We start from the raw sequence: 25,711 nt of genomic DNA, 5'->3' as shown, positions 1-25,711 counted from the left end.
CCCTCGGGCGATCCGATCGCCCAGGGCACGCCGACGTCGTCGGGGCCGGGGTCGAGGGTGTTGTTGCGGCCCTTGCGGAAGGTGGTGCCGATGGGATGGATCGGCGGGAGGTAGACGACGTCGAAGCCCATCTCGGCGATCTTCGGCAGCCGGCGCGCCGCTGTCCGGAACGTGCCGTGCGGCCGCTCCGGCGTCCCCTCGGAGCGCGGGAAGAACTCGTACCAGGAGCCGTACAGGGCCCGCTCACGCTCCACGAGCAACGGCAGCGCCTCGGAGACCGTCACCAACTCCCGCAACGGAAACCGCGCCAGGACCTTGTCGACCTCGGGCGTGAGGGCGGCGGCGAGGCGCCAGGGGGCGGGCCGTTCCTCGTCGCGGAGGGCGGCGACCGCGGTCAGCAGGATTTCCCTTTTTTTTGCCTTCGGGACCCCGGCGGCGGCCCGTTCGTAGAGCCGGGCGCCCTCCTCCAGGACCAGATCGGTGTCGATGCCCGCCGGGATCTTGATCTCCGCGTGGTGGCGCCAGGTGCTGACCGGATCTCCCCAAGCCTCGACCTGGTACGTCCAGCGGCCCGGTTTCCCGTCGACGGTCACGGTGGCGCCCCACCGGTCGGTGCCGGGGGCCAGCTCGCGCATCGGGGTCCAGGGGCCCGGGCGGCCCTTCGGGTCCTTCAGTACGACGTTGGCGGCGACGGCGTCATGGCCCTCGCGGAAGACGGTGGCGGTGACCTCGAACGACTCCCCGGTGACCGCCTTGGCGGGCCGGCGCCCCTGCTGGATCAGCGGGCGGACGTCGAGGACGGGTATGCGGCCGACGGCGGTGGCCTCGTCCGCGGGGGGTGGCGCAGGGGGTGACGTGCGCCGGGTCTGAGGTGCTGAGGAAGGGTGCGTGGCGGGCATGACCGCTCCTGTCCGCGACAACGTGGGTGTGGGCGGCTGGATGGTGGGGAGGTGGGTCCTGCGGGTGTACCTGGTGTCTTACCGCTGAGTGGTGTCAGGGCTGTGTCTGTGGGGTGTACCGGAGGAGCCTTCCCACCCTATTCGGGTGGGCAATCCGGCACTTTGTTAACTACTCAGCCGTATGTCTACGCACAAGACCGGCCCCGTTCTCGGCGAACGGGGCCGGTGGCGTGATCGCATACCAGAAACCGCTTTACGACTTCGGTACCCGGAGGAGTCTGTTCGGCGAGCCCGGCCCCGCACCGGACACCTTCCCGCTCGCCGCCCCCGCAATCAGGGCCTTGGCGACCTGGGCCGGGGTGGCCCTCCGGTGCCCGGCGAGATAGAGGGCGGCGGCGCCCGCCACGTGCGGTGCCGCCATCGACGTACCCGAGTAGGTCGCCCTGCCGGTGTCGCTCGCGAACGAGTCCGAGGTGATCGCCACACCCGGGGCGAACAGGTCGACGGCGGAACCGTAGTTGGAGAAGCCCGCGCGGGCGTCGGCGCGGTCGGTGGCGCCGACGGTCAGGGCCTGCGGTACGCCGGCCGGCGAGTAGCGGGCGGCCGGGAGGCCGTCGTTGCCGGCGGCGACCGTGTAGGTCACGCCGGCCCTGATCGAGTTCCGTACGGCGGTGTCGAGCTGGGTGCTGTGGTAGCCGCCGAGGCTGAGATTGGCGACCGCGGGTCCGCGGGCGTGCGCGGTGACCCAGTCGACACCGGCGATGACCTGGGCGGTGGTGCCCGCCCCGGTGTTGTCCAGGACCCGCACGGAGACGATCCGGGCCTTCTTGGCGACGCCGTACCGGGTGCCGGCGATGATGCCGGCCACATGGGTGCCGTGCCCGTTGCCGTCACCTGCGGATCCGTCGTTCCCGACGAAGTCCCAGCCGTAGCTCGCGCGTCCGCCGAAGTCGGCGTGCGTGATGCGGACACCGGTGTCGATCACGTACACGGTGACGCCCGCGCCCGCCGGTTCCGGCGAGCTGTACGACCTGTCGAGCGGCAGCCCTGCCTGGTCGACGCGGTCCAGGCCCCACGACGGCGGGTTCTTCTGGGTGCGCTCCAGCCGCACCCGGCTGTCCTGGACGACGGAGGCGACCCGCGAGTCCGCGGCGAGCCGCCGGGCCTGTCTCGCGCTCGCCTCGACGGCGTAGCCGTTCAGCACACTGTCGTAAGTATGGCTTATTTTCGCCCCATAGCGGGCGGCGACGTCCTTCCCGGCCGCCGACGCCCCCTTGATCCCCTCCTTGAGCGTCACCAGATAACTCCCGTCGACCGAACCGGCCCGGCCGGCGTCGACGACGATCCCCTCCGGTACGGCGTGCGCGGGCAGGGTGGCCGTCGACAGCACCGCGGCCGTGACGACCGCGGTCAAGCCCCCCACCAGACGCAGACGCCGAGTACACGTCCGTGCCATGGCTGCGAGTCCCCCTCCTCAGCTCAGGGAGGCAGCGTCTCGTACGGGGCGAAAGCCGACAAGAAGGCATCCGGGGACGACGGCCGGTCCGCACCGCATCCCAGCTCGTCCGGCGTTTGAGGACGAGGCCCTGCAGGCCGGAGCGGGGGTCTGGGGGCGGCAGCCCCCAGTGGCACCCCCGCACCGGTACTGTCGGACAGACGCCGAGCCGCACAGGGTTGTACGGCTCCCCTTGCGAACTGCACGAGGTGGAATGTGAAGGCGATCCGTCGGTTCACCGTCCGTCCCGTTCTCCCCGAACCCCTCCGCCCCCTCAGCGACCTGGCCCGTAACCTGCGCTGGTGCTGGCACACCGAGACCCGTGACCTCTTCCAGGCCGTCGACCCCGAGCGCTGGGCCGCCTCGGAGGGCGACCCGGTACGGCTGCTCGGCAGCGTGCCGCCGGCGCGGCTCGCCGAACTGGCCGGGGACCGACGATTCCTGCGCCGGCTGACCGCGGCCGCCGACGATCTGGGCGACTACCTGACCGGCGACCGCTGGTACCAGACCCGCCCGCAGTCGGCCGAACTCCCGGCCGCCGTCGCCTACTTCTCACCCGAGTTCGGCATCACGGCCGCCCTGCCCCAGTACTCCGGCGGCCTCGGCATCCTCGCCGGCGACCACCTCAAGTCGGCCAGCGACCTCGGCGTGCCGCTGATCGGCGTCGGCCTCTTGTACCGGCACGGCTACTTCCGGCAGACCCTGTCCCGGGACGGCTGGCAGCAGGAGCACTATCCCGTCCTCGACCCCAACGAACTCCCCGTGGCGCTGCTGAAGGAGGCCGACGGCACGCCCGCGCACGTCTCCCTCGCACTGCCCGGCGGCAGACTGCTGCGCGCCCGGATCTGGCTGGCGCAGGTCGGCAGGGTGCCGTTGCTGATGCTGGACTCGGACGTGGAGGAGAACGACGTCGGCGAACGCGGGGTCACCGACCGGCTCTACGGCGGCGGCAGCGAGCACCGGCTGCTCCAGGAGATGCTGCTCGGGATAGGGGGTGTGCGGGCGGTACGGACGTACTGCCGGCTGACCGGCCACCCCGAGCCGGAGGTGTTCCACACCAACGAGGGCCACGCCGGCTTCCTGGGCCTGGAGCGGATCGCCGAGCTGGTCGCCGCCGGGCTGGACTTCGACGCGGCCCTGGAGGCGGTCCGCGCGGGCACCGTGTTCACCACCCACACCCCCGTCCCGGCCGGCATCGACCGCTTCGACCGCGAACTCGTCGCCCACCACTTCGGCGCCGACGCCGAACTCCCCGGGATCGGGGTCGAGCACATCCTGCGGCTCGGCATGGAGACCTACCCCGGTGGCGAGCCCAACCTGTTCAACATGGCCGTGATGGGGCTGCGGCTGGCCCAGCGCGCCAACGGGGTCTCGCTGCTGCACGGGAACGTCAGCCGGGAGATGTTCTCCGGGCTGTGGCCGGGATTCGACCCCGACGAGGTGCCGATCACCTCCGTGACCAACGGGGTGCACGCCCCGACCTGGGTGGCTCCCGAGGTGGTCCGGCTGGGCGCCCGGCAGCTCGGCGACCGCCGTACCGAGGAGGCGCTGACCGTCGGCGGCCCGGAGCGCTGGGACGCGGTCGCCTCCGTCGCCGACGAGGAGATCTGGGAGCTGCGCCGCAGCCTGCGGGAGCAGCTGGTGCTGGAGGTGCGGGAGCGGCTGCGGGCGTCCTGGCGGCAGCGCGGCGCCGGTACCGCCGAGCTGGGCTGGATCGACGGTGTCCTCGACCCCGACGTCCTGACCATCGGGTTCGCCCGGCGCGTCCCCTCGTACAAGCGCCTCACGCTCATGCTGCGCGACCGCGACCGGCTGATGGACCTGCTGCTCCATCCCGAGCGGCCGATGCAGATCGTGGTGGCCGGCAAGGCGCACCCGGCCGACGACGGAGGCAAGCGGCTGGTCCAGGAACTCGTCCGCTTCACCGACGACCCGCGCGTCCGGCACCGGATCGTCTTCCTGCCCGACTACGGCATGGCGATGGCGCAGAAGCTCCTGCCCGGCTGCGACATCTGGCTGAACAACCCCCTCCGGCCCCTGGAGGCGTGCGGGACGAGCGGGATGAAGGCGGCGCTCAACGGCGGCCTCAACCTCTCGGTCCTGGACGGCTGGTGGGACGAGTGGTTCCAGCCGGACTTCGGCTGGGCGATCCCGACGGCGGACGGCGCCGGCACCGATCCCGACCGCCGGGACGACATCGAGGCCGCCGCGCTGTACGACCTCCTCGAACAGCGGGTCACCCCGCGCTTCTACGAGCGCGGCCGCAGCGGCCTGCCGGACCGCTGGATCGAGATGGTCCGCCAGACCCTCACCCTCCTCGGCCCCAAGGTGCTGGCGGGCCGCATGGTCCGGGAGTACGTGGAGCGCCTCTACACCCCCGCGGCCCACGCCCACCGGTCCATGACCCCGGACACGGCCCGTGAACTGTCCGTCTGGAAGGGCAGGGTGCGGGCGGCCTGGCACGGCGTCTCGGTGGACCACGTCGAGACGACCACCGCCACGGCCACCGCCGAACTGGGCACCACCCTGGCCCTCCGCGTCCGCGTCCGCCTCGGCGACCTCGCCCCCGACGACGTGGAGGTCCAGGCCGTCTCCGGCCGGGTCGACCCGGAGGACCGCATCACGGACGCGACGACGGTGCCGCTGAAGCCGATCTCCGGCCCCGACCTGGAGGGCCACTGGACCTACGAGGGCCCCCTGTCCCTGGACCGCACGGGCCCCTACGGCTACACGGTCCGCATCCTCCCGACCCACCGGCTGCTGGCGTCCGGCGCGGAACTGGGCCTGGTGGTGGCGCCGTCGGAAGGGGCGGTGGCGGGGGCCGGGCTGCTGATGCGCTGACCGCGCGGGACCGATGCCCCAAGGGCGGGCTTTGCCTGTCCTTGGGGATCGGATTGCCGTACGGGGGGGCGGAGCTTCGATGAGTGATCTGAAAGCGGACACCAAGCGCATACGCGAGTGCTCGCGTGCGCTGCAGCGGATCTACGACAACTTCACCAGCCGCACCAATCCGGCTGAGGACTTCTCCGCGGCGGAACTCGGGGACCGGCGCATAGTCGGCGCCTTCGACGAGTTCGCCGACAACTGGAAGATCCACCGCAAGGACCTCGCAGAGAAGATCAGGAAGCTGGGCGTCATCACCGCGGAGGCGGCGAAGGGGTACGACGCCGTCGATAGCGACCTCGCTCGGGCTCTGCGCGAGCAGGACGACCGGGCCAGGCACGATCGCAGGCTGAGGTGAGGCGTCCGCCCGTCGGCGAGTGGAGCGTCCTCGACGAGGACGGCGACCCGGTACCCGGCGATCCGGACGCGGTGGCCCTGCTCGGCCAGTCGTTGTGTGACGTCGCCAACGACATCTGGCGCGAAGCGGGCGACGTGGCGGCGCTGTGTGGTGTCGAGTCCTGGAAGTCCAAGGCGGCCGACGCCTTCCGGGACACCGCGCGGGACACCCTTGACCCCTTGCGGAAGGCCTACCACCGCTATGACAAGGCCGCGGGCGCCATGGGGACCCGGATCGTCGACGGCAGCACCGCCGACTGGGCCAGCGCCCTCGAGCACGCACAGCAACTGGCCGACAAGGCGCTGAAGGCCGCACAGGCAGCTCACACCGATCACGAGTCGGCGCTCCGGAGCATCCAGGGCCTGCCGAAGGACACGGCCGACGACGATCCCCAGCGCGTCCGGCTGAACAGGGCGCGGGACCGGGCGGCCGGCGATCTGTCGAACGCCAAGTCGGCTCTCCAGCACGCCAAAGACGTCCGCGACGACGCGGCGAACCAGGCCGCCAAGGTCATTCACCGTGCCGTCACCCACGACGGCATGCACGACTCGGGGTGGGACAAGTTCGGCAACACGGTGGACTCCATCGCGTCCGACGTGGGGAACTTCCTCAAGGACGCGGGTGAGGTGCTGGTCTCCGACCTCGCCTCCCTGGGCAACGCGATGTTGCACGACGCCGGCTCCACGCTCTCCGTTCTCGGCGGACTCGCGCTGGTGGCGGGCGGTCTCGGGGAGGAGGCCGGAGGCGTGCTGCTGGACGCCACCGGCATCGGTGCCGCTCTCGGTATCCCGATCAATGTCGCGGCCGCCGCCCAGATTGCCGTGGGGGTCTCCCTGGCGGGCGCCGGACTTGCCAACATCGTCAACGACGCGACGGGGCCCGACCGGGTCGACATGACGTCCGACGGTTCCGGCGGCGGAGGCGGTGACTGGGACCCGGCGGCGGAGGCGGGCCGGACCAGGCCGTCGGGGGAGCCGGACCCGGCTGCACAGCCGCGCGGGAGGCCGGAGGCGGTCAGCAAGAACGACAATCCCGATACGATCCGCTCGCATCAGCGGGAGGTGCACTCGGCCGAGAGTCTGGCCAGACAGGGATACGACGTCGAACAGTCCCCAGGCGAGATGCCGAACGGAAAGAAGCCGGACTTTCGAGTCGAGGGCAAGATATTCGACAATTACGCACCGGTCTCCAACAAACCCCGCGCCATCTGGACAGCGGTGGGCAAAAAGGTCGCGGACGGTCAGACGGAGAGGGTCGTCCTGAACCTCGGGGACAGCGATGTCGATGTCGGAGTACTGCGGAAGCAGTTTCAGGACTGGCCCATCGGGGGCCTGAAAGAGGTCCTGGTGGTCGACCGTGCCGGGAATGTGGTCCACTTCTATCCGTAGGACGCGAAGGTAGCAAACAGTATGGCAATCGATTTTGACCTTGACGTGGCGACGGGTTCGTCACCGGTCGAGGTCGCGACCTGGCTGGCCGAAATCGGCAGGGACATCGGCGTGTTCGACGTGTCGTTCACGGCCGAGCGACTGCTGGACAAGGAGGTGTTTCTTTACACCCCTCGCGGCCTGTGGGTTCGTGTGCTGCAGACGGACCGGCTGTCCCCTTGGGATCCTGTCGTCACCGAACTCGGATTCACGCCCACGGTCTCCGTCGCCTTCCGCATGGGGAAAGGAACGGATGTGTCCCTCCAGCAGACCGACATGGTCGGGCTGGTGTCACCTTTGTTGGAGCGCGTCGAGGGCGACGCCGTCCTCCACTTCCAGTACGAGGTGATCTGGCTGCTTCGCCGCAACGGCGAGCTCAGCCTCAACGAACGGGACGACATCTGGTCACCGCGACGGCTGGCGCTGATGACGCAGCCCTACCGGCGGGAAACTCACACCATGGACTCGGAGTGAGTCAGCACACGCGATTCCGGTTTCACGCGGCCGATATGCCGGGGCGTGACATCTGGTGCCCGAATACCGAGGTCGCCCAGGCATTCGTGGGAACCGCCGAGATCTTCGCCCAGGTCTTTGGCGTCACCTCGGGTGTCGCCGACCCCGTCGACGGAGTCTGCCTCATCGACTTCCGGGCCTTCGGCGCACTCTGCGCCGCGGCAGTCGGCCGGTTCAGCGGCACCCGTGAGGGAATCCTGCGTTCCCTGTCCCTCGGCTTCATCGCGACCGCGCTCGTCCTCATCGACCGTGCCGGACAGCCGGCGCCCGCCATGCCCGGTCCGGATCAGGAACGGGCATGGGCGGTACTCCGGGACCAGCACGCCCGGGCCATGCCTGTCTGACCGTCAGAACTCGGGCTCCGCGTCCGCGCACAGCCGGCGCAGCACCGTCCCGCACCTGCGCGCATACGCGTGCTGCAACCCCCGGGTCGCCGCGCCGCCCGCGCGGGCGTACCACTTGGCGGGTCTGCTGAAGGCCGCGACCGTGAGCCAGACCGTGCCGTCGCCGGTGCGGTCGACGACGAAGGCCTCCTCGCCGCTTTCCGGGTGGCCGGCGAGGGTGCCGTAGGCCCAGCCGGCGCGGCGGGACTCCTCGGCGGTCCAGACTATTCGGCAGGGGGCCTTGATGAGTCCGGCCAGGGTGACGGTGACGTCGACGCCGGGGGCCGCGCGGTCGGCGGCGGCGTCGATGCCCACGCCGAGGGCGCGGTGGAGTTCCCAGGTGAGGACCGCCTCGGCGGCCCGGTGGAAGACTTCCTGGCCCTCGCCTATGCGCGTGCGCACATGCAGGGGGTGGAAGCCCGGCGGGCAGGCGGCGAGGTTCTCCCGGGTGGCGCCGACCGCCTCGTACGTGAAGGACATGGGAGAGAGCGTAGGGCGGGCCCCCGGGACGCCTTCTCCCCGGGGGCCCGCCCACAGCGCTGGGGGCGGGGTCAGCTGACGTTGACCGCCGTCCAGGCCGCCGCCACCGCGTTGTACTCGGTGGAGCCGGAGCCGTACAGCGCGGCCGCCGCGGACAGCGTGCCGGTGCGGGCGGACTTGTAGTTGGTGGTCGACGTGAAGTACGTCGTCAGCGCCTTGTACCAGATCTGCAGGGCCTTGTCCCGGCCGATGCCGGTGACCGTGGAGCCGTTGTACGTCGGGGAGTTGTACGACACCCCGTTGATCGTCTTCGAACCGCTGCCCTCCGAGAGGAGGTAGAAGAAGTGGTTCGCGACGCCCGACGAGTAGTGCACGTCGAGGTTGCCGACCGAGGAGGACCAGTAGTTGGCGGAGCCGCCGTCCTTGCTGGGCTGGTCCATGTAGCGCAGCGGGGTGCCGTCGCCGTTGATGTTGATCTTCTCGCCGATGAGGTAGTCACCGGGGTCGGAGGAGTTGGCCGCGTAGAACTCCACGCCGGTGCCGAAGATGTCGGAGGTGGCCTCGTTGAGGCCGCCGGACTCGCCGCTGTAGTTGAGGCCCGCGGTGTTGGCGGTGACGCCGTGGCTCATCTCGTGGCCGGCCACGTCCAGCGAGGTCAGCGGGTGGGTGTTGCTGGAGCCGTCGCCGTAGGTCATGCAGAAGCAGTCGTCGTCCCAGAACGCGTTCACGTACGAGCTGCCGTAGTGGACACGGGAGTAGGCGCCGACACCGTCGTTCTTGATGCCGCTGCGGCCGAAGGTGGCCTTGTAGAAGTCCCAGGTCTCCTGCGCGCCGTAGGCGGCGTCGGCGGCCGCGGTGACGTCGGTGGTGGAGCTGGAGGCGGTGCCGGTGCCCCAGGTGTTGGTGGTGTTGGTGAACAGGGTGCCGGTGCCGGAGCTGGTGGTGTGCTTCAGGTTGTACGTCTTGTGGCTGCCGCGGGAGGCGTCGGTCAGCGAGTACGTCGTGCCCGACAGCGAGGTGGTGAGGCTGACCGTGCCGGAGTACAGGGTCTTGCCGGTGCCCGTGGCGTTCTCGACGCCCTGGTACTCGAAGAGCTTCTTGCCGGTGGCCGCGTCGGTGATGACGTGCAGCTTGTTCGGGGTGCCGTCGTCCTGGAAGCCGCCGACGATCGTCTCGTAGGCGAGGACCGGGGTGCCCGAGCCGGCCCAGATCACCTTGCGGGCGCCGTCGGCGGCCTGCTTGGTGGAGCCGAGGGTCTTGGCCGCGGTGAGCGCGGTCTTCTCGGCCTTGGCGGCGGTGATCTGCGGCTTGAGCGAAGCCACCTTGATGGTCGCCTTGGTAGCCTTGGTGACGCCCTCGGTCTTGCCGGCCTTGGAGGTGTGCACGACGACGTCGCCGCCCAGGACGGGCAGGCCCGCGTAGGTGCGCTCGTAGCGCGTGTGGACCGTGCCGTCGACGTCCTTCACGACGTCCTTGACGACCAGCTTCTCCTTGGTGCAGAGGCCTATCTGCTTGGCCGTCTCGGCGACGTTCGCGTCCGCCTTCTGGATCAGGGCGGTGCGGGCGGAGTTGGAGAGCAGCGTGGGGGCGGCGGCCAGCGGCTTCTTGTCGACGGCCGAGGCGTTCGCGGTCATACCCGTGGTGAGCAGGGCGCCGGCGGCGACAGCGGTGGCGATGGCCAGCGTGGTGCGCTTGTGACGCGCGTAGAGGGGGCTCACTCAAGCTCCTTCAGGATGTGGGGAGTCCGGGCGGAGTGGGGTTACCGGCCCGGCTGTGGGGTGTGAAGTTGCTGTGCTGTGCGACGGGTGAAGGAAGAGTGACATCAAGGTCGCGTACATGTCATGACCCTGAAGTGATGTTGGCCGAAAAGCAGGTGTTGGGTGAACGTTGCGGACATGTAAAACGGGCGCCGTCCGAGGGGAGGACCCCCGCGGACGGCGCCCGGTGCGCGCAGCTGTTACCTGCGGTTACGGGAAGGTCAGCTTCCACCCGTTGATGGTGCCGACGTCCTGCGCGGCCTGGTCCTGGACCTTCAACTTCCAGGTTCCATTGGCCGATTCCGACGAGGCGTTCACCGTGTAGGTGTCCGTCACGTTGTCCGCCGAGTCCGAGGAGCTGAAGCTCTTCAGGCGGTACGACGTCCCGGACGGACCGACGAGGTCGATCACCAGGTCGCCACGCCACGTGTGGCTGATATTCGGCGTTACCTGCAAGTTGCTCGGCGCGTTCCCGGTCCGGCCGGAGACCGTGATCGACGAGGTGACCGCGGGCCCGTTGTCCGGGATCGACACGGCCGTGGTGCTCTCGTACGAGGTGCCCGTACCGCCGCCGCCACCGGAGCGCGCGCCGACCGCCACGGCCGCCCAGGCGTCCTGCACCGCCTTGTACTCGGTGCTGGTGGTGCCGTACAGCTCACCCGCCGCCGCGAGGGTGCCGGTGCGGGCGGCCGCGTAGTTGGTGGTCGAGGTGAACTTCGTGGTGAGCGCCCGGTACCAGATCTGCAGGGCCTTGTCCCGGCCGATGCCGGTGACCGGAAGACCGTCCTTCGTGGGCGAGTTGTAGCTGACGCCGTTGATGACCTTGGCGCCGCTGCCCTCGCTCAGCAGGTAGAAGAAGTGGTTCGCCACACCGGACGAGTAGTGCACGTCGAGGCCGCCGACCGACGAGGACCAGTAGTCGGCCGAACCGCCGTCCTTGCTGGGCTTGTCCATGTAGCGCAGCGGGGTGCCGTCGCCGTTGATGTCGATCTTCTCGCCGATGAGGTAGTCGCCGACGTCGGAGGAGTTGGCCGCGTAGAACTCCACGCCGGTGCCGAAGATGTCGGAGGTCGCCTCGTTCAGGCCGCCGGACTCGCCGCTGTAGTTGAGGCCGGCCGTGTTCGACGTGACGCCGTGGCTCATCTCGTGGCCGGCCACGTCGAGGGCGGTCAGCGGGTCCGCGTTGCCGGAGCCGTCGCCGTAGGTCATGCAGAAGCAGCCGTCGTCCCAGAAGGCGTTCACGTACGAGTTGCCGTAGTGGACGCGGGAGTAGGCGCCGACGCCGTTGTTCTTGATGCCGCTGCGGCCGAAGGTGTTCTTGTAGAAGTCCCAGGTCTCGGCGGCCCCGTAGTGCGCGTCGGCACCCGCGGTGGCGGCGTTCGACGTGGTGCCGTTGCCCCAGGTGTTGCTCGACTGCGAGAACAGCGTGCCGGTGCCCGAGGTGCCGTGGTTCAGGTTGTACGTCTTGTGGCCGCCACGGTCGCCGTCGGTCAGGTTGTACGTCGAGCCCGACTGGGTCGTCGACAGCGACACCGTCCCGCTGTACTGGGTGTTGCCGGTGCCGGTGACGTTCTCGATGCCCTGGTACTGGAAGAGCTTCTTGCCGGTGGCCGCGTCGGTGATGACGTGCAGCTGGTTGGGGGTGCCGTCGTCCTGGAAGCCGCCGACGATCGTCTCGTAGGCGAGGACCGGGGTGCCCGAGCCGGCCCAGATCACCTTGCGGGCGCCGTCCGCGGCCGACTTGGTCGAGCCCAGCGTCCTCGCCGCGGTGAGGGCCGTCTTCTCGGCGCTCGCCGCGGTCTTCGCCGGGGTGAGGTCGGCGACCTTCAGCGTGGCGTTGTTCGCCTTGACGACCCGCTCGGTGGCGCCCGACTTGGCGGTGTCGACGATCAGGTCGCCGCCGAGCACCGGCAGGCCCGCGTAGGTGCGCTCGTAGCGGGTGTGCAGGGTGCCGTCGGCGTCCTTCACGACGTCCTTGACGACCAGCTTCTCCTTGGTGCCGAGGCCTATCGCCTTGGCGGTGGCGGCCCGTTCGCCGCTCGCGTCGCGAAGCAGCTCCGCGCGCTGCGAGGGCGACAGCTTGACGGCCGCGTGGGCCGGGTTGACCCGGCCGAGCTGCGGGGCGGCCGGGGCGGCGCTGGCGGCGCCCGACTGGACGGCCGCGGCGATCAGGGTGGTGACGCCCGCGAGGGCCACTGCTGCGGTACGGCGGTACGTGCTGTGGGGGGTGCGTCTGCGAGAGGAACTGCTTCTCAACACTGACTCCTTCTGCGTGGCCGCGGGTCTCACGGCCAGGGGAGATCCGGACGGCGGGTGGGCCGGCCGGGCAGAACTCGGCGAAGCGCGGAACCGTGTGCGTGTGCAGTACCGGACTCGACAGCAGCGGCGGGGTGGAGCTGTGGGGTTGCTGTGAGTCGGCCGTGGGAAGAGTGGCAGCAGAAAACGCCACCTGTCAGGACCGCGTCAGGAACTTGGCCGGAAATCGTTCGTTGACCGGATGTTCAGGTCCGGTATGCGGACCGTTGGCCGACGCGGTCCGAGCGGGGTGGCCGCGGCGAGCGCCGCCGTGCCGGCAGGGGATGCCCGGCGCGGAAGGGACGCCGGGCGCGGAGGGGAGTGGTGCGGGTGTCTCAGGAGGGGTCGCCGTGCCAGGTCGCCCACAGCGCCGCGTACGCCCCGCCCGCCGCCACCAGCTCCTCGTGCGTGCCGAGTTCGGTGAGGAGGCCGCCCTCCATCACCGCCACCCGGTCGGCGTCGTGGGCGGTGTGCAGCCGGTGCGCGATGGCGATGACCGTACGGCCTTCCAGTACGGCCGCCAGGGCGCGCTCGGTGTGCCGGGCGGTCGTCGGGTCCAGCAGCGCGGTCGCCTCGTCCAGGATCAGCGTGTGCGGGTCGGCCAGCACCACCCGGGCCAGCGCCAGCTGCTGGGCCCGGGAGCCGTCGGCGGCCGTGCCGCCCGCGCCGAGCGGGGTGTCCAGGCCGTCGGGCAGGCCGCGCACCCAGTCGTCGGCGCCGACGGCGGTGAGCGCCGCCCACAGGTCCGCGTCGGACGCGGCCGGTTCGGCGATCAGCAGGTTGTCCCGGACCGTGCCGAGGAAGACGTGATGCTCCTGGGTGACCAGGACGACCTGGCGCCGCAGCCGCTCCGGTGCCAGCCCCGCGACCGGCACCCCGCCCACGGTCACCGTGCCCGACCCGGGCGCGTCGACGCCCGCCAGCAGCCGGCTCAGCGTCGTCTTCCCGGCGCCGGACGGCCCGACCACCGCGAGCCGCTCCCCGGGCCGCACCGTGAGGTCCACCCCGCGCAGCACCTCACCGCCGCGCTCATAGGCGTACCGCACCTCGCGCACGTCGATCCGGTCGTCCGCCGGAGCGGGTGCCGCGCCGTCCGCCGCCGCCCGCGGGGCCCCCGCCAGCCCCTCCACCCGCGCGAACGAGGCACTGCTGGCCTGGAGTTGCTCCACCCGCAGCAGGATCTGGTCCAGCGGTTCCGTGAACTGCCGCAGGTACAGCGCCGCCGACACCACCACCCCGACGCCCGCGTGCAGCAGCCCGCCGACCAGCAGGACCCCGGCCACCGGTACGGAGTACGACACCTCGACCGCCGGGAAGAACACGGTCCGCAGGTACAGCGTGTAGAACCGGGCCTTCCGGTTGGTCTCCAGCGCGTCCCTGCTTGCCGTGATCCGTTGCTCCTGGAGCCGGAACGCCTCCACCGTGCGGGCGCCCGCCACCGTCGCCGTGACGATCTCGGCGACCCCGGAGGTGCTGGCACCCTCGGCGAGGTAGCCGTCCCGGGCCCGGCGCAGATACCAGCGCAGCGCGAACCAGATCGGGGTCAGCCCGAGCACACCGAACGCGGCCAGCAGCGGGTCGAGGACGAACACCGCGCCCATCACGAACAGCGCCTGCACCGTGCTGACCAGCAGCTCGGGCCCGGCGTCCCGCAGGGTGGTGCCGACGGTGGCCACGTCGCCCGTGCCGCGCGCGGTCAGGTCGCCGGTGCCGGCCCGCTCCACGACCGACGCGGGCAGCGCCAGCGCCCGGTCGACGAACTCCTCGCGGACGCGGGCCAGGATCCGTTCGCCGAAGCGGTGGCCGAGATAGCGGGCGGAGCGGGCGAGCAGCAGCTGGGCGAGGGAGCAGAGCAGGATCCACCGGGCGAGGTGGTCCACGGCGCCGACCCCGCGGCCGGCCCGCACCTCGTCCACGATCCGGCCGACCAGCCAGGGGCCGGCGAGGCCGGTGGCGGCCGCCGCGGCGTTCAGCAGCAGGGCGGCGGCGAACGGGCCGCGGTCCGCCGTCACCAGGCGGAGGGTGGCCCGGCGTACCTCGGCGCGGCCGGCGACCGGGAGTTGACTCGTCGTCACCTGACGACCTCTTCCTCTTCGGTGTCCCGGGCCACGAGGGCGCGGTAGCCGGGTTCGTACTCCAGCAGCCCCTCGTGGGTGCCGGTCGCGGCGACCCTGCCGTCGACCAGGAAGATCACCTCGTCGGCGTGGGCCAGCATCAGGGGGGAGGTGGTGGTGAGGAGGGTGGTGCGGCCGTCGCGTGCGGTGCGCAGGCGCTCCGCCACGAGGGCCTCGGTGTGGGCGTCGAGGGCGGAGGTGGGTTCCACGGCGAGGAGGACCTCGGGGTCGGCGAGGAGGGCGCGGGCGAGGCGGATGCGTTGGCGTTGGCCGCCGGAGAGGTTGCGGGCCTGGGCGGTGAGTTCGGAGTCGAGGCCGTGGGGGAGGGCCTGGACGATGTCGTTTGCTGCGGCGGCATGGAGGGCTCGGGTGATGCGCGCGCCAGGGGGTGCGGCCTGGGGTGCGTCGGCGGGTGCGGCGCCGTCGTGGCTGGTCGCGCCCGCGCGGCGGCAGCCGCAGATCTGATGCGGCCCCGCGCCCCTCTGGGGCGCGTTGTGGGCGCCCCTTTCACACGGTCCCGCGCCGATTGCATGGCGCAGGGTGTCGGCGAAGAGGTCGGCGTCGTTGTCGGCGACGAGAATTCGGCTGCGTACCTCCCGTAGGGGGACGGCGTCCAGGCGTACGTCTCCCCAGGTCACGTCCGACGGCGTGTAGCGGCCCAGGCGGTCCACCACCGTGCCCGTTTCCGTCGGGCTGGCGCCCACCAGGGCTGTCAGGCGGCCCGGGCGGAGGTGTACTCCCGATACCGGGTCGTGCAGGACGGCCGGGTCGGCCGGAGGGTGCCCGGTGCCCTCGTCCGGGGACGGCTCGTGGCGCAGGAAGCGGACGACCCGGCGGGCGGCCACCACGCCCCGGCTGAGCTGGTAGCCCATGTCGAGGAAGAAGGCCACCGGGCCGATCAGGACGGCGACATAGCCGTACACCGACACCAGCTGGCCGACCGTGATGTCGCCGTGGGCGGCCATCCGGGCCGCGATCCAGGTGACCACCGCGAGGAACACCGTCGGCAGGCCCATGCCCAGCGCCTGGACCCAGCTGGCGACCGCGCCCACCCGGTAGCCCTGGGCGCGCAGGTGCTGGGAGTCGCGGCGGAAGGCGTCCGCGAACAGGCCCTTGCCGCCGAGGCCGTTGAGGACGCGCAGGCCGCCCGCGAGGTCGCCGATGCGGGCCGTGAGCACGCTCTGGCGTTCCCGGTACTCGGTCTCCCTGCCCTGCAGCCGCCGGGCCAGCGGGCCCGCGAGGAGGGCCACCACCGGCACCCCGAGCAGCACCACGCCGGTCAGCAGGGGCGAGATCGTCATGAGGAGGCCCGCCACCACCGCGTACACCACGACCGCGCCCACCCCGGGGCCGACGACGGTCAGCGCCTGGGCGATGGTGTGCACGTCGCCGACGCCGATCGTGACGACCTCCCCGGCGCCGGCCCGGCGCGGCAGTTCGGCGCCGAGCCGTACCGTCTGCCCGACCAGCACCTTGATGGTGCGGAAGTACGCGTCCATCCGCACCCGGGTCATCGTGCGGTGGCGCATGATGCTGATCCACGCGTTGCCCGCCCCGAGGACGAAGATCGCCGCCGTCCAGCCGGCCAGCACCGCCATGCGGCCCGGCACCAGGCCGTCGTCCACCGCGCGGGCCATCATGTACGGCGTCGCGGCCATCAGCGTCAGCCAGACGCTGGCCAGCAGCGCCCCGGCGAGCGAGCGCCCCGGCTGGCGGGCCACCAGCCACCACAGGTAGGACCACCCGCCGCGCGTGTCGGGTGTGCCCGGATCCTCGTACGCGTCGATCACCCTGCGACCCCCGTTCTCCCGACTTCTCCCGACTTCCCTGGCTTCTCCCGGCTAGGCCAGACTGTCCCGCCAGGCGCGGTGCAGATCCGCGAACCGGCCCGTGCCCGCGATGAGTTCGGCCGGGCGGCCGTCCTCGACGATGCGGCCGTGCTCCATCACCAGCACCCGGTCGGCGATCTCCACGGTGGAGAGCCGGTGCGCGATCACCACCGCCGTACGGCCCTTGAGCACGGTCGACATCGCGCGCTGCACGGCCCGTTCGCCGGGGATGTCCAGGGAACTGGTCGCCTCGTCGAGGATCAGCACCGCCGGGTCGGCGAGCAAGGCGCGTGCGAACGCGACCAGTTGGCGCTGCCCCGCCGAGATGCGCCCGCCGCGCTTGCGGACGTCCGTGTCGTAGCCGTCGGGCAGTGCGGCGATGAACTCGTGGGCGCCGATCGCCTTGGCGGCCTGCTCGATCTCCTCACGGGTGGCGTCCGGGCGGCCGATGGCGATGTTCTCGGCGACCGTGCCGGAGAACAGGAACGCCTCCTGGGTGACCATCACGACCCCGCGCCGCAGTTCCGGCACGGTCAGTTCGCGCAGGTCCACACCGTCGAGGAGGACCCGGCCGGCGGACGGGTCGTAGAAGCGGGCGAGCAGTTTGGCGAGCGTCGACTTGCCGGCGCCGGTGGAGCCGACGACCGCGACGGTCTGCCCGGCCGGGAGGGCGAGGTCGAAGGCGGGCAGCACTTCGCCGCCGGTGCGGTAGGCGAAGCGGACACCGTCGAAGACGACCTCGCGACCGGGGAGTTCGGTCGCGAGCGGGGGCAACTCCCGGGGGACCGAGGGCTCGGGCACGGACGGGGTCTGGGCCAGCAGGCCCGCGATCTTCTCCAGGGAGGCGGACGCCGACTGGTACGAGTTGAGGAACATGCCGAGTCGGTCGATCGGGTCGTACAGCCGTCGCAGGTAGAGGACGGCCGCGGCGAGGACGCCCAGCTCCAGCGAGCCGGACGCCACCCGGTAGGCGCCCCACAGCACGATCACCGCGACCGAGGTGTTGGCGACCAGCCGGGAGCCGACCACGTACCGCGCCATTTCGAGGAGCGCGTCGCCGTTCGTGCGCTCGTGGCGGTGGTTGAGTACGGCGAACTCGGCGTCGTTGGCGGCCTCCCGGCGGAACGCGCGTACCGGGCGGATGCCGTTCATCGTCTCCACGAACTTCACGATCACCGCGGCGATCGCCGTGGACCGCGCCTTGTACACCCGTACCGCACGCCGCTGGTACAGCCGCACGAGCAGGTACAGCGGTACGAAGCTCGCCACCGCGACCGCGCCGAGGCCCAGGTCCAGCCAGAGCAGCATCGCCGAGATGTAGAGGAAGGAGAGGATGACCGTGACCAGCTCCTGGAGCCCCTCGGCCAGCAGCTCGCGGAGCGACTCGACGTCCGTGGTGGAGCGGGAGATGAGACGGCCCGACGTGTACCGCTCGTGGAAGTCGATGCTCAGCGCCTGCGCGTGGCGGAAGATACGGCCGCGCAGGTCGAGGAGCACGTCCTGGTTGACGCGGGCGGACGCCCGGACGAACGCGTACTGGAGGCCGCCGGAGAGCAGCGCGCTCAAGGCGTAGCCGACCGCGACCGCGATCAGCGGGCCGTGGTCGTGGCGGCGGAACGCCGGTACGGCCGTGTCGATGGCGTACGCCACCAGCAGCGGGCCCGCCTGGACCGCCGCCTGCTGGAGCAGCAGGAGGAACGAGGTGAAGGCGACCCGCGCCTTCATGGGGGCGAGGAGCGAGCGCAGCAGGGTGGCCGTGGCGCCCGGCGGGGTGGGCAGGACGTCCCGGTCGAAGGGGTCGCCGGCGCTCGCTTCGGCGGCTTCGGGCCCGTCTGCAGCGTCTGCAGCGTTCGCTGCGTCCGCTGCGTTCGCTGCGTCCGCCGCGTCCGCCGCGTTCGGGCGGTGGTGTTCGTCGTCCTCGTCGGGGGCGGGGAGGGAGGTGGCGGCGGTCATCGGCGGTGATCCTCCCCGGACATCAGGTGGGCGTACTCGGCGTTGGTGCGCAGCAGTTCGTGGTGGGTGCCGACGGCGGTGACCCGGCCGCCGGAGAGCAGGGCGACGCGGTCGGCGAGCAGGACGGTGGAGGGGCGGTGGGCGACGATGAGCGCCGTGGTGTCGGCGAGCACGTGGCGCAGGGCCGCCTCCACGGCGGCCTCCGTGTGCACGTCCAGGGCGGAGAGCGGATCGTCGAGGACGAGGAAGCGGGGGCGGCCGACGACCGCCCGCGCGAGCGCGAGGCGCTGCCGCTGGCCGCCGGAGAGGCTGAGGCCCTGCTCGCCGACCTGGGTGCCGGTGCCCTGGGGGAGGGCGTGCGCGAAATCCGCCTGGGCGACGGCGAGGGCACGCCTCAGCTCGGGCTCGCCGGCGCCGTCCTCGGCTCCCATGAGCACGTTCTCGCCGACGGAGGCGGAGAAGAGGGTGGGTTCCTCGAAGGCCAGGGCCACGAGGGAGCGGAGCTCCGCACGGGGCATCGCGGTGATGTCCCGCCCGTCGAGGGTGATCCGCCCGGAGGTGACCTCGTGCAGGCGGGGGATGAGGGCGGTGAGGGTGGTCTTGCCGCTGCCGGTGGCGCCGACGAGGGCCATGGACTCGCCGGGGCGGACGTGGAGGTCGACGAGTTCGAGGGTGGAGGGTGAGTCGGGGGAGGCGTCCGGGTAGCGGAACTGCACGTTCTCGAAGCGGATGCCGTCGGGTTCGGGAGCGGAGGGGAGGGGGCCGTGGTCGGGTGCGGGCCGGTGGGGGCTGGTCGCGCCCGCGCGGCGGAGCCGCATATTGTCTCGCCCCGCGCCCCTTTCGGGGCGCCTCAGCGCAGCGCCCCGAAGGGGCGCGGGGAACTGCGCGCTCAGCCCCCGCTCACCCGCACCCGACGACGAATCGGCGCCCTCCTCCAGCGCGTCCCGCACCTCGAAGAAGCGCTCCGTGGCCGTCGCCGCCTCCTGGCTCATCGCCAGCAGGAAGCCGATCGACTCCACCGGCCATCTCAGGGCGAGCGCCGTGGACAGGAACGCCACCAGCGTGCCCGCGCTGAGGTCGCCCTCCGCGACCTGTACCGAGCCCCAGAAGAGGGCCGCGCCGATGGCCACTTCGGGCAACGTCACGATGACGCCCCAGATCATCGCCAGCATCCGCGCCTTGCGCAGCTCCGTGCCCCGCAGGGTCCGTACCAGGTCGCGGAAGGCGCGGGCCTGGCTGCGGTGGCGGCCGAAGCCCTTGATGATGCGGATGCCGAGCACGCTCTCCTCGACCACCGTGGTGAGGTCGCCGACCTGGTCCTGGGCGAGCCGGGCCACGTCCGCGTACCGGTTCTCGAAGATCACGCACGTCCAGACCACGGGGATCGTGGGGACGAGGATGACCAGGCCCAGCGTCCAGTCCTGCGCCAGCATGATCAGCACGCCGACGAGGATCGTCACCCCGTTGACGAGCAGGAAGGTCAGCGGGAAGGCGAGGAACATGCGGAGCAGCATCAGGTCGGTGGTGGCCCGGGAGAGCAGCTGGCCGGAGGCCCAGCGGTCGTGGAAGGCGACCGGCAGGCGCTGCAGATGGCCGTACAGGTCCGCCCGCATCCCCGCCTCGACACGCGAGAGAGGTCTGGCGACCAGCCAGCGGCGCAGGCCGAAGAGGAGTGCTTCCGCGATGCCGAGCAGCAGCAGGTACAGCGCGCCGAGCCATACCCCGGCCGGGTCGCGGTCGGCGACCGGGCCGTCCACCATCCACTTGAGGACGAGGGGGATCACGAGCCCCGTGCAGGAGGCGACGATCGCCACGCACGCGGCGATGGACAGCCGCACCCGCACCGGCCGTACGTACGGCCACAGACGCAGCAGGATACGGACGGCGGAGCGTTCCTTGGTGGTTGCACGTGTCGGAGGCATCACGGGCGAGCCTACGGACCGGCACTGACAACGCCTACCGAGTTTTGGCCGGACCGGAATCCGCCGCTGGTCCTACGACCTGGGCGTTCGAGGGGTTGGGAACTGCTGCCTGTTGACTGGGTATGAGTGTGTTCTTGCATGCACGAGTGAGTGTCTCGGCCAGGCGGCGTGCGCCCTCTGAGGGGAGCGCGTGTTCGCCTGTCGAATGTGTGACCTTTGCGCGTGGCGGTCGTTGAACGTGCCGGAAGGGTCTACGGGCAGGGGGTGGCGGAGTGGCCGGGCTGGAACACGACAGCGAGCGGTGGGCCGGGCGCAAGCGGGCCCTGAGCGCGGAGTCCGGGGGATCCTGGGCTAGCGCGGTGCCTCCCGGGCGGTCGTACTGGAATGAGGTCGGATGATTTCCCTTGCTCAATTGATGGATCTGGCGCGGCGATTCGAGGGTGATCTTTCCTTACCCGTCGAACCACTTCGAGTGGGGGATCGCGAAATCGACGTCGACACCACCCCCGCCGTCATGGGATGTGTCAACCTCTCTCCGGACTCCACCTATCGAGAGAGCGTCGCGACCTCGACCGAGTCAGCTGTCAGAAAAGGTCGCATCCTCGCGGCACAGGGGGCCGACATCGTCGACATCGGCGCCGAGTCAAGCAATCCCCGCACCGCGCAGGTCTCCGTGCAGGAACAGGTGGCCGCCTTGGTGCCGGTCGTGAAGGGGCTCGCCTCGGAAGGCATCGCCGTATCGGTCGAGACCTACGAGCCCGCCGTTGCCCGGTCGTGCCTGGACGCCGGTGCACTCGTGCTCAATTACTCCGGCGGGCCGGCATCGGACGGTGAGATGTTCCCGGTGCTGGCCGACCACGAAGCGACAGTTGTCCTGTGCCATGTCGAAGGGAAGAACTCCCGGGACGTGCGCGCCAAGGGCATCGACCAGGATCCCGTCCCCAGGATGCTCGACTACTTCGAGAGGCGTGTGGATCACGCACGCTCGGCCGGGGTCGACCGAATCGTGATCGACCCCGGGATCGGCTTCTCCCATGACCGGCACATATCCGCTGACGCCCGTGTTCACTATCAGGGCCGTGCCCTCTTGAACACGTTCCGGCTTCGACGGATAGGTCTTCCCATCTGCCACTCCTTGCCGCATGCCTTCAGCCTCTTCGAGGACGAGTTCCGAACCGCCGAAGGCTTCTTCGCAGTTTTGGCGCATCTAGGGGGAACAGGCGTCTACCGTACTCACGAAGTTCCTCGGATAAGGGCGATACTGGCTGCTCTCCGAGCACTCGGCCCTCAATCCTTCGCTCCCAGAGCCTAGCTCGGGTACGGGAGAAGCCCGGCGGTGATTCTTTCCCAGGACGTCTTCAGTTCTGTCAGCAACTCCGGTTTGTCGGGGGCGAGGTCGCGCTCGGGGATATCTCAGGCATGGCTTCGATGTGATCAGCCGGGACGTCCGGGGCGCCAGGAGTACCGCGCTGATTTCATGTGCCTGAAACGCTGCCTCAGTCCGCGACTCTCAGGAAGAGCACCGCCCGCCCCTGGACCGTGATCACCGCCCCTGCCTCGTGCACCACCCCCGGGGCCTCGGCCTGGTTCTCCCGTGCGGTGTCCACCAGCACCTCGTACCGCTCCGCCCACGGCGGGCCCGGCAGGACGAACTGGGTCGGGTGGTCGCCGGCGTGCAGGACGGTGAGGAAGCTGTCGTCCAGGATCGGGGCGCCGCGTTCGTCGCGGCCGGGGATGTCGCGGCCGGAGAGGTACATGCCGAGGGTGGCGGCGGGGGCGTACCAGTCGCGTTCGGTCATCTCCTCGCCGTGCGCGGTGAACCAGGCCAGGTCGCGCAGGCCGTCCGCCGAGTGCGCGCGCCCGGAGAAGAAGGCGCGGCGGCGCAGCACCGGGTGGCGGTGGCGGAGCCGGACGAGGCGGGAGGTGAGGTCGAGGAGCGGCCGCCAGGCGGGGTCGTCCAGCAGGCTCCAGTCCAGCCAGCTGATCTCGTTGTCCTGGCAGTAGGCGTTGTTGTTGCCGCGCTGCGTGCGGCCCAGTTCGTCGCCGGCCACCAGCATCGGGACGCCCGTCGAGAGGAGAAGGGTGGTGAGGAGGTTCCGCAACTGGCGTCGGCGCAGCGCCCGTACGGCCTCGTCGTCGGTCTCGCCCTCCGTCCCGCAGTTCCAGGAGCGGTTGTCGCCGGTGCCGTCCCGGTTGTCCTCGCCGTTGGCCTCGTTGTGCTTGCGCTGGTACGACACCAGGTCGCGCAGGGTGTAACCGTCGTGCGCGGTGATGAAGTTGACGGAGGCGTAGGGGCGGCGGCCGCCCCAGGCGTAGAGGTCGCTGGAGCCGGAGAGGCGGTAGCCGAGGTCGCGCACGTCCGGCAGGGCGCCGCGCCAGAAGTCGCGGACGGCGTCGCGGTAGCGGTCGTTCCACTCGGTCCAGAGAGGTGGGAAGGCGCCTACCTGGTAGCCGCCCGAGCCGACGTCCCACGGCTCGGCGATCAGCTTCACCCGGCGCAGCACCGGGTCCTGGGCGATGACGGCGAGGAAGGGGGAGAGCATGTCGACGTCGTGCATCGAGCGGGCCAGCGCGGCCGCGAGGTCGAAGCGGAAGCCGTCCACGCCCATCTCCGTGACCCAGTAGCGGAGTGAGTCGGTGATGAGGCGCAGGACGTGCGGGCGGACCACGTGCAGGGTGTTGCCGCAGCCGGTGTAGTCGGCGAAGCGCCGGGCGTCGTGGTCCTGCAGGCGGTAGTAGGCCCGGTTGTCGACGCCCTTCAGGGACAGCGTCGGGCCCAGCTCGCCCGCCTCCGCCGTGTGGTTGTAGACCACGTCGAGGATGACCTCGATGCCCGCCGCGTGCAGCGCCCGCACCATCCGCTTGAACTCGCCGACCTGCTGTCCCGTCGTACCGGAGGCGGCGTAGGCCGCGTGCGGGGCGAAGTAGCCGATGGAGTTGTAGCCCCAGTAGTTCTTCAGGCCGCGCCGGAGCAGGTGGTCCTCGTGGGCGAACTGGTGGACGGGGAGGAGTTCCACGGCCGTCACGCCGAGGTTGACCAGGTGGTCGACGGCGGCCGGGTGGGCCAGGCCCGCGTAGGTGCCGCGGAGTTCCTCGGGTATCCCGGGGTGCAGTCTGGTGAAGCCGCGCACGTGCAGCTCGTAGATGACGGAGTCCGCCCACGGCGTCTTCGGGCGGTGGTCGTCGGACCAGTCGTCGTCATCGTGGACGACGACTCCCTTGGGGACGTACGGCGCCGAGTCGCGGTCGTCGCGAACGGTGTCGGCGACCTGCTGGTCCGGCCAGTCCCGGACATGCCCGTACACCTCGGGCGGCAGCGCGAACTCGCCGTCCACCGCCCGCGCGTACGGGTCCAGGAGCAGCTTCGCCGGGTTCCAGCGGGCGCCGGTCCACGGGTCCCAGCGGCCGTCGACCCGGTAGCCGTACCGCTGTCCCGGCAGCACCCCGGGGACGAACCCGTGCCAGATCTCGTGCGTGAGTTCGGTCAGCGGGATACGGGTCTCCCGCCCTTGTTCGTCGAAGAGGCACAGCCGGACCGCCTCCGCCCCGGCCGCCCACAGCGCGAAGTTGGTGCCGGCCACCCCGTCCGGCCCCACCCGGAACCGGGCGCCGAGCGGTGTCGACGCCCCCGGCCACGCCGACGGGACGGGAAGCGGCGTCCCGTTCACCGCCGGGGCGTCCACCGCGGGGCCCGCCACCCTCGGGGCCCGCGCCCGTGCCCCCTGCTGCTCGGCTGCGCTCGTCACCTGTCGGCCCCTTATTCGTGTCCCGCGGCTCGCCGACCACCGGGGCGTACGCACCCGCGTCCGAGCAGCCGACGGCGCCCGGACTCCCGGTCCCGGGCACGGTCGGCGGCTCGCTACGGACGTGCCCGCGACGGCTCTCCCGCGGGCACGGCGGCTCCCCAGCTCGTCGTCCTTCCCTCTGTTCTGCCCAGTGCCGGCGTCGCACTCACGTTTCCCAGGGGCATGCCCGCTCGTTGAGCCGCACGTGAGGCATCCACAAGGGCGCGCACGGCGCGCGGGGGCCGCTTTGGCGGCGGTACTGACATGGGCGGGACTGCTCGCGGGAGCCGCCGGCTGCTCCTCGGACGACACCGGCGCACTGGGCGTCGACCACGTCCTCGGCGGCAAACCCCCGGCCCCCGAGGACGTCATCCGCATCACCCCGGACGACGGCACCAAGGCCGTACGACCCGACGGACGGCTGACGGTACGGGTGGCCCACGGCCACCTGGAGTCCGTCAGCGTCGTCAGGTCCCAGGACGCCCAGGACTCCCCGGTCCCCGGGCACATCGCCACGGACGGCACGACCTGGCGGCCCGACGACCCGAAACTGGCGCTCGCCGCCAAGTACTCGGTCGACGCGGTCGCCGTGGACGGTGAGGGCCGCCGCTCCGCCCGGCACACCACCTTCACCACGCTCGTCCCCGACGAACGCTTCATCGGGTACGTCACCCCGGAGAACCGGGCCACCGTCGGCACCGGCATGATCGTCTCCCTCGCCTTCAGCCGCGACATCGAGGACCGCGCCGCCGTCGAACGCGCCGTCCAGGTCACCGCCAAGCCCGCGGTCGAGATCCGCCCGCACTGGTTCGGCAAGAACCGCCTCGACTTCCGCCCCGAGCACTACTGGCAGCCCGGCACGGTCGTCACCGTCGGCCTCGGGCTCCGCGACGTCGAGGGCGCCCGCGGCGTCTACGGCCTGCAGTACAAGTCGTTCACCTTCACCGTCGGCCGCAGCCAGGTCTCCCTCGTGGACGCGGCCGCCCACACCATGCAGGTCCGCCGGGACGGCGCACTGCTCGCCACCGTGCCGATCACCGCGGGGGCGCCCGAGCACACCACCTACAACGGGAAGATGGTGGTGATGGAGATGCACGACGTGACCCGCATGAACAGCCGCACGGTCGGCTTCGGCGGCGAGTACGACATCCCCGACGTCCCGCACGCCCTCAAACTCACCGACTCCGGCACCTTCCTGCACGGCAACTACTGGGCGCCGGACGCCTTCGGCCACGTCAACGTCAGCCACGGCTGCGTCGGTCTGCGTGACGTGAAGGGCGGTGGCTCGGACACGCCCGCGGGCTGGTTCTACGACCGCAGCCTGATCGGGGACGTGGTCGAGGTCGTCAACAGCAAGGACAAAACGGTCTCTCCCGACAACGGCCTCGGAGGGTGGAACATGGGATGGAAGGAGTGGAAGGCGGGCAGCGCGGTCAAGTGACCAGGTGGGGGCGGGTCGGCGGGGGCGAGAAGTTGCGACGCAACGGTGACATTCGCCCAACACCAACCTCAAAACCCTGCGGTTACTATGCGCCAGAGCGCGCGCCTGACGCGCCGGGGTGGGCCTGACCAGGCCCTG

General features: G+C 71.1%; 17 protein-coding genes. 7 read left to right on the top strand and 10 right to left on the bottom strand.

What is annotated here, in order from left to right:
* The coding region (locus tag ACFWPQ_RS48415) for a maltotransferase domain-containing protein (RefSeq protein ID WP_384050653.1) at window positions 1–899 on the bottom strand (899 nt) is incomplete at its 3' end.
* 253 nt (window positions 900–1,152) lie between these two features.
* Complete coding sequence (locus ACFWPQ_RS48410) at window positions 1,153–2,355, bottom strand: S8 family peptidase (protein ID WP_384050650.1); 1,203 nt, start codon at window positions 2,353–2,355, stop codon at window positions 1,153–1,155.
* A gap of 255 nt (window positions 2,356–2,610) precedes the next feature.
* On the opposite strand from ACFWPQ_RS48410, the gene ACFWPQ_RS48405 reads away from it, so the two are divergent.
* The 5 genes from ACFWPQ_RS48405 to ACFWPQ_RS48385 all read left to right on the top strand — a co-directional run bounded on the left by ACFWPQ_RS48405 (window position 2,611) and on the right by ACFWPQ_RS48385 (window position 7,958).
* Window positions 2,611–5,235, top strand: a complete 2,625-nt coding sequence (locus ACFWPQ_RS48405; RefSeq protein ID WP_384050647.1) for a glycosyltransferase family 1 protein — start codon at window positions 2,611–2,613, stop codon at window positions 5,233–5,235.
* A gap of 79 nt (window positions 5,236–5,314) precedes the next feature.
* Window positions 5,315–5,635, top strand: coding sequence for a hypothetical protein (locus ACFWPQ_RS48400; protein WP_384050644.1), 321 nt, complete (start codon window positions 5,315–5,317; stop codon window positions 5,633–5,635).
* On the top strand, window positions 5,632–7,062 hold the full coding sequence (locus ACFWPQ_RS48395) for a putative T7SS-secreted protein (protein WP_384050641.1): 1,431 nt from the start codon (window positions 5,632–5,634) through the stop codon (window positions 7,060–7,062). The genes ACFWPQ_RS48400 and ACFWPQ_RS48395 overlap by 4 nt, the downstream gene beginning before the upstream one ends.
* A gap of 21 nt (window positions 7,063–7,083) precedes the next feature.
* Complete coding sequence (locus ACFWPQ_RS48390; protein ID WP_384050638.1) at window positions 7,084–7,575, top strand: SitI3 family protein; 492 nt, start codon at window positions 7,084–7,086, stop codon at window positions 7,573–7,575.
* Window positions 7,576–7,610: 35 nt separating this feature from the next.
* Window positions 7,611–7,958, top strand: coding sequence for a DUF6086 family protein (locus tag ACFWPQ_RS48385; RefSeq protein WP_384050635.1), 348 nt, complete (start codon window positions 7,611–7,613; stop codon window positions 7,956–7,958).
* 3 nt (window positions 7,959–7,961) lie between these two features.
* On the opposite strand, the gene ACFWPQ_RS48380 is transcribed toward ACFWPQ_RS48385, so the two are convergent.
* From ACFWPQ_RS48380 to ACFWPQ_RS48350, 7 genes are all read right to left on the bottom strand, one after another.
* Window positions 7,962–8,477 carry a DUF1990 family protein gene (locus ACFWPQ_RS48380; protein ID WP_384050632.1) on the bottom strand — a complete coding sequence of 172 codons (516 nt, stop codon included), beginning with the start codon at window positions 8,475–8,477 and terminating at the stop codon, window positions 7,962–7,964.
* Window positions 8,478–8,548: 71 nt separating this feature from the next.
* On the bottom strand, window positions 8,549–10,195 hold the full coding sequence (locus ACFWPQ_RS48375) for a M4 family metallopeptidase (RefSeq protein ID WP_384050629.1): 1,647 nt from the start codon (window positions 10,193–10,195) through the stop codon (window positions 8,549–8,551).
* A 249-nt stretch (window positions 10,196–10,444) separates the two neighbouring features.
* Window positions 10,445–12,490, bottom strand: coding sequence for a M4 family metallopeptidase (locus ACFWPQ_RS48370; RefSeq protein WP_384050626.1), 2,046 nt, complete (start codon window positions 12,488–12,490; stop codon window positions 10,445–10,447).
* A gap of 374 nt (window positions 12,491–12,864) precedes the next feature.
* The gene (locus tag ACFWPQ_RS48365; protein ID WP_384050623.1) at window positions 12,865–14,604 is read right to left on the bottom strand and encodes an ABC transporter ATP-binding protein; all 1,740 of its coding nucleotides are present in this window, start codon (window positions 14,602–14,604) and stop codon (window positions 12,865–12,867) included.
* Window positions 14,601–16,433 carry an ABC transporter ATP-binding protein gene (locus tag ACFWPQ_RS48360; protein ID WP_384050620.1) on the bottom strand — a complete coding sequence of 611 codons (1,833 nt, stop codon included), beginning with the start codon at window positions 16,431–16,433 and terminating at the stop codon, window positions 14,601–14,603. Before ACFWPQ_RS48360 ends, ACFWPQ_RS48365 begins: the two co-directional genes overlap by 4 nt.
* A gap of 51 nt (window positions 16,434–16,484) precedes the next feature.
* A complete protein-coding gene (locus ACFWPQ_RS48355) occupies window positions 16,485–18,425 on the bottom strand; it encodes an ABC transporter ATP-binding protein (RefSeq protein WP_384050617.1) in 1,941 nt (646 codons plus the stop codon).
* The gene (locus ACFWPQ_RS48350; RefSeq protein ID WP_384050615.1) at window positions 18,422–20,347 is read right to left on the bottom strand and encodes an ABC transporter ATP-binding protein; all 1,926 of its coding nucleotides are present in this window, start codon (window positions 20,345–20,347) and stop codon (window positions 18,422–18,424) included. The genes ACFWPQ_RS48355 and ACFWPQ_RS48350 overlap by 4 nt, the downstream gene beginning before the upstream one ends.
* Window positions 20,348–20,741: 394 nt before the next feature.
* Between ACFWPQ_RS48350 and ACFWPQ_RS48345 the strand changes: the two genes are divergently transcribed.
* Window positions 20,742–21,659 carry a dihydropteroate synthase gene (locus ACFWPQ_RS48345; protein ID WP_384050612.1) on the top strand — a complete coding sequence of 306 codons (918 nt, stop codon included), beginning with the start codon at window positions 20,742–20,744 and terminating at the stop codon, window positions 21,657–21,659.
* Window positions 21,660–21,843: 184 nt separating this feature from the next.
* Here the strand turns inward: ACFWPQ_RS48345 and glgX are convergent, their stop codons facing one another.
* A complete protein-coding gene (gene glgX, locus ACFWPQ_RS48340) occupies window positions 21,844–24,093 on the bottom strand; it encodes a glycogen debranching protein GlgX (RefSeq protein WP_384050609.1) in 2,250 nt (749 codons plus the stop codon).
* Between the two features lie 244 nt (window positions 24,094–24,337).
* On the opposite strand from glgX, the gene ACFWPQ_RS48335 reads away from it, so the two are divergent.
* Window positions 24,338–25,573, top strand: coding sequence for an Ig-like domain-containing protein (locus ACFWPQ_RS48335; protein WP_384050606.1), 1,236 nt, complete (start codon window positions 24,338–24,340; stop codon window positions 25,571–25,573).
* Window positions 25,574–25,711 lie beyond the last annotated feature (138 nt).

The sequence above is a fragment of the Streptomyces sp. NPDC058464 genome (assembly GCF_042721035.1).
Classification (GTDB): domain Bacteria; phylum Actinomycetota; class Actinomycetes; order Streptomycetales; family Streptomycetaceae; genus Streptomyces.
This window is presented reverse-complemented; position numbering and strand designations above follow the sequence as displayed.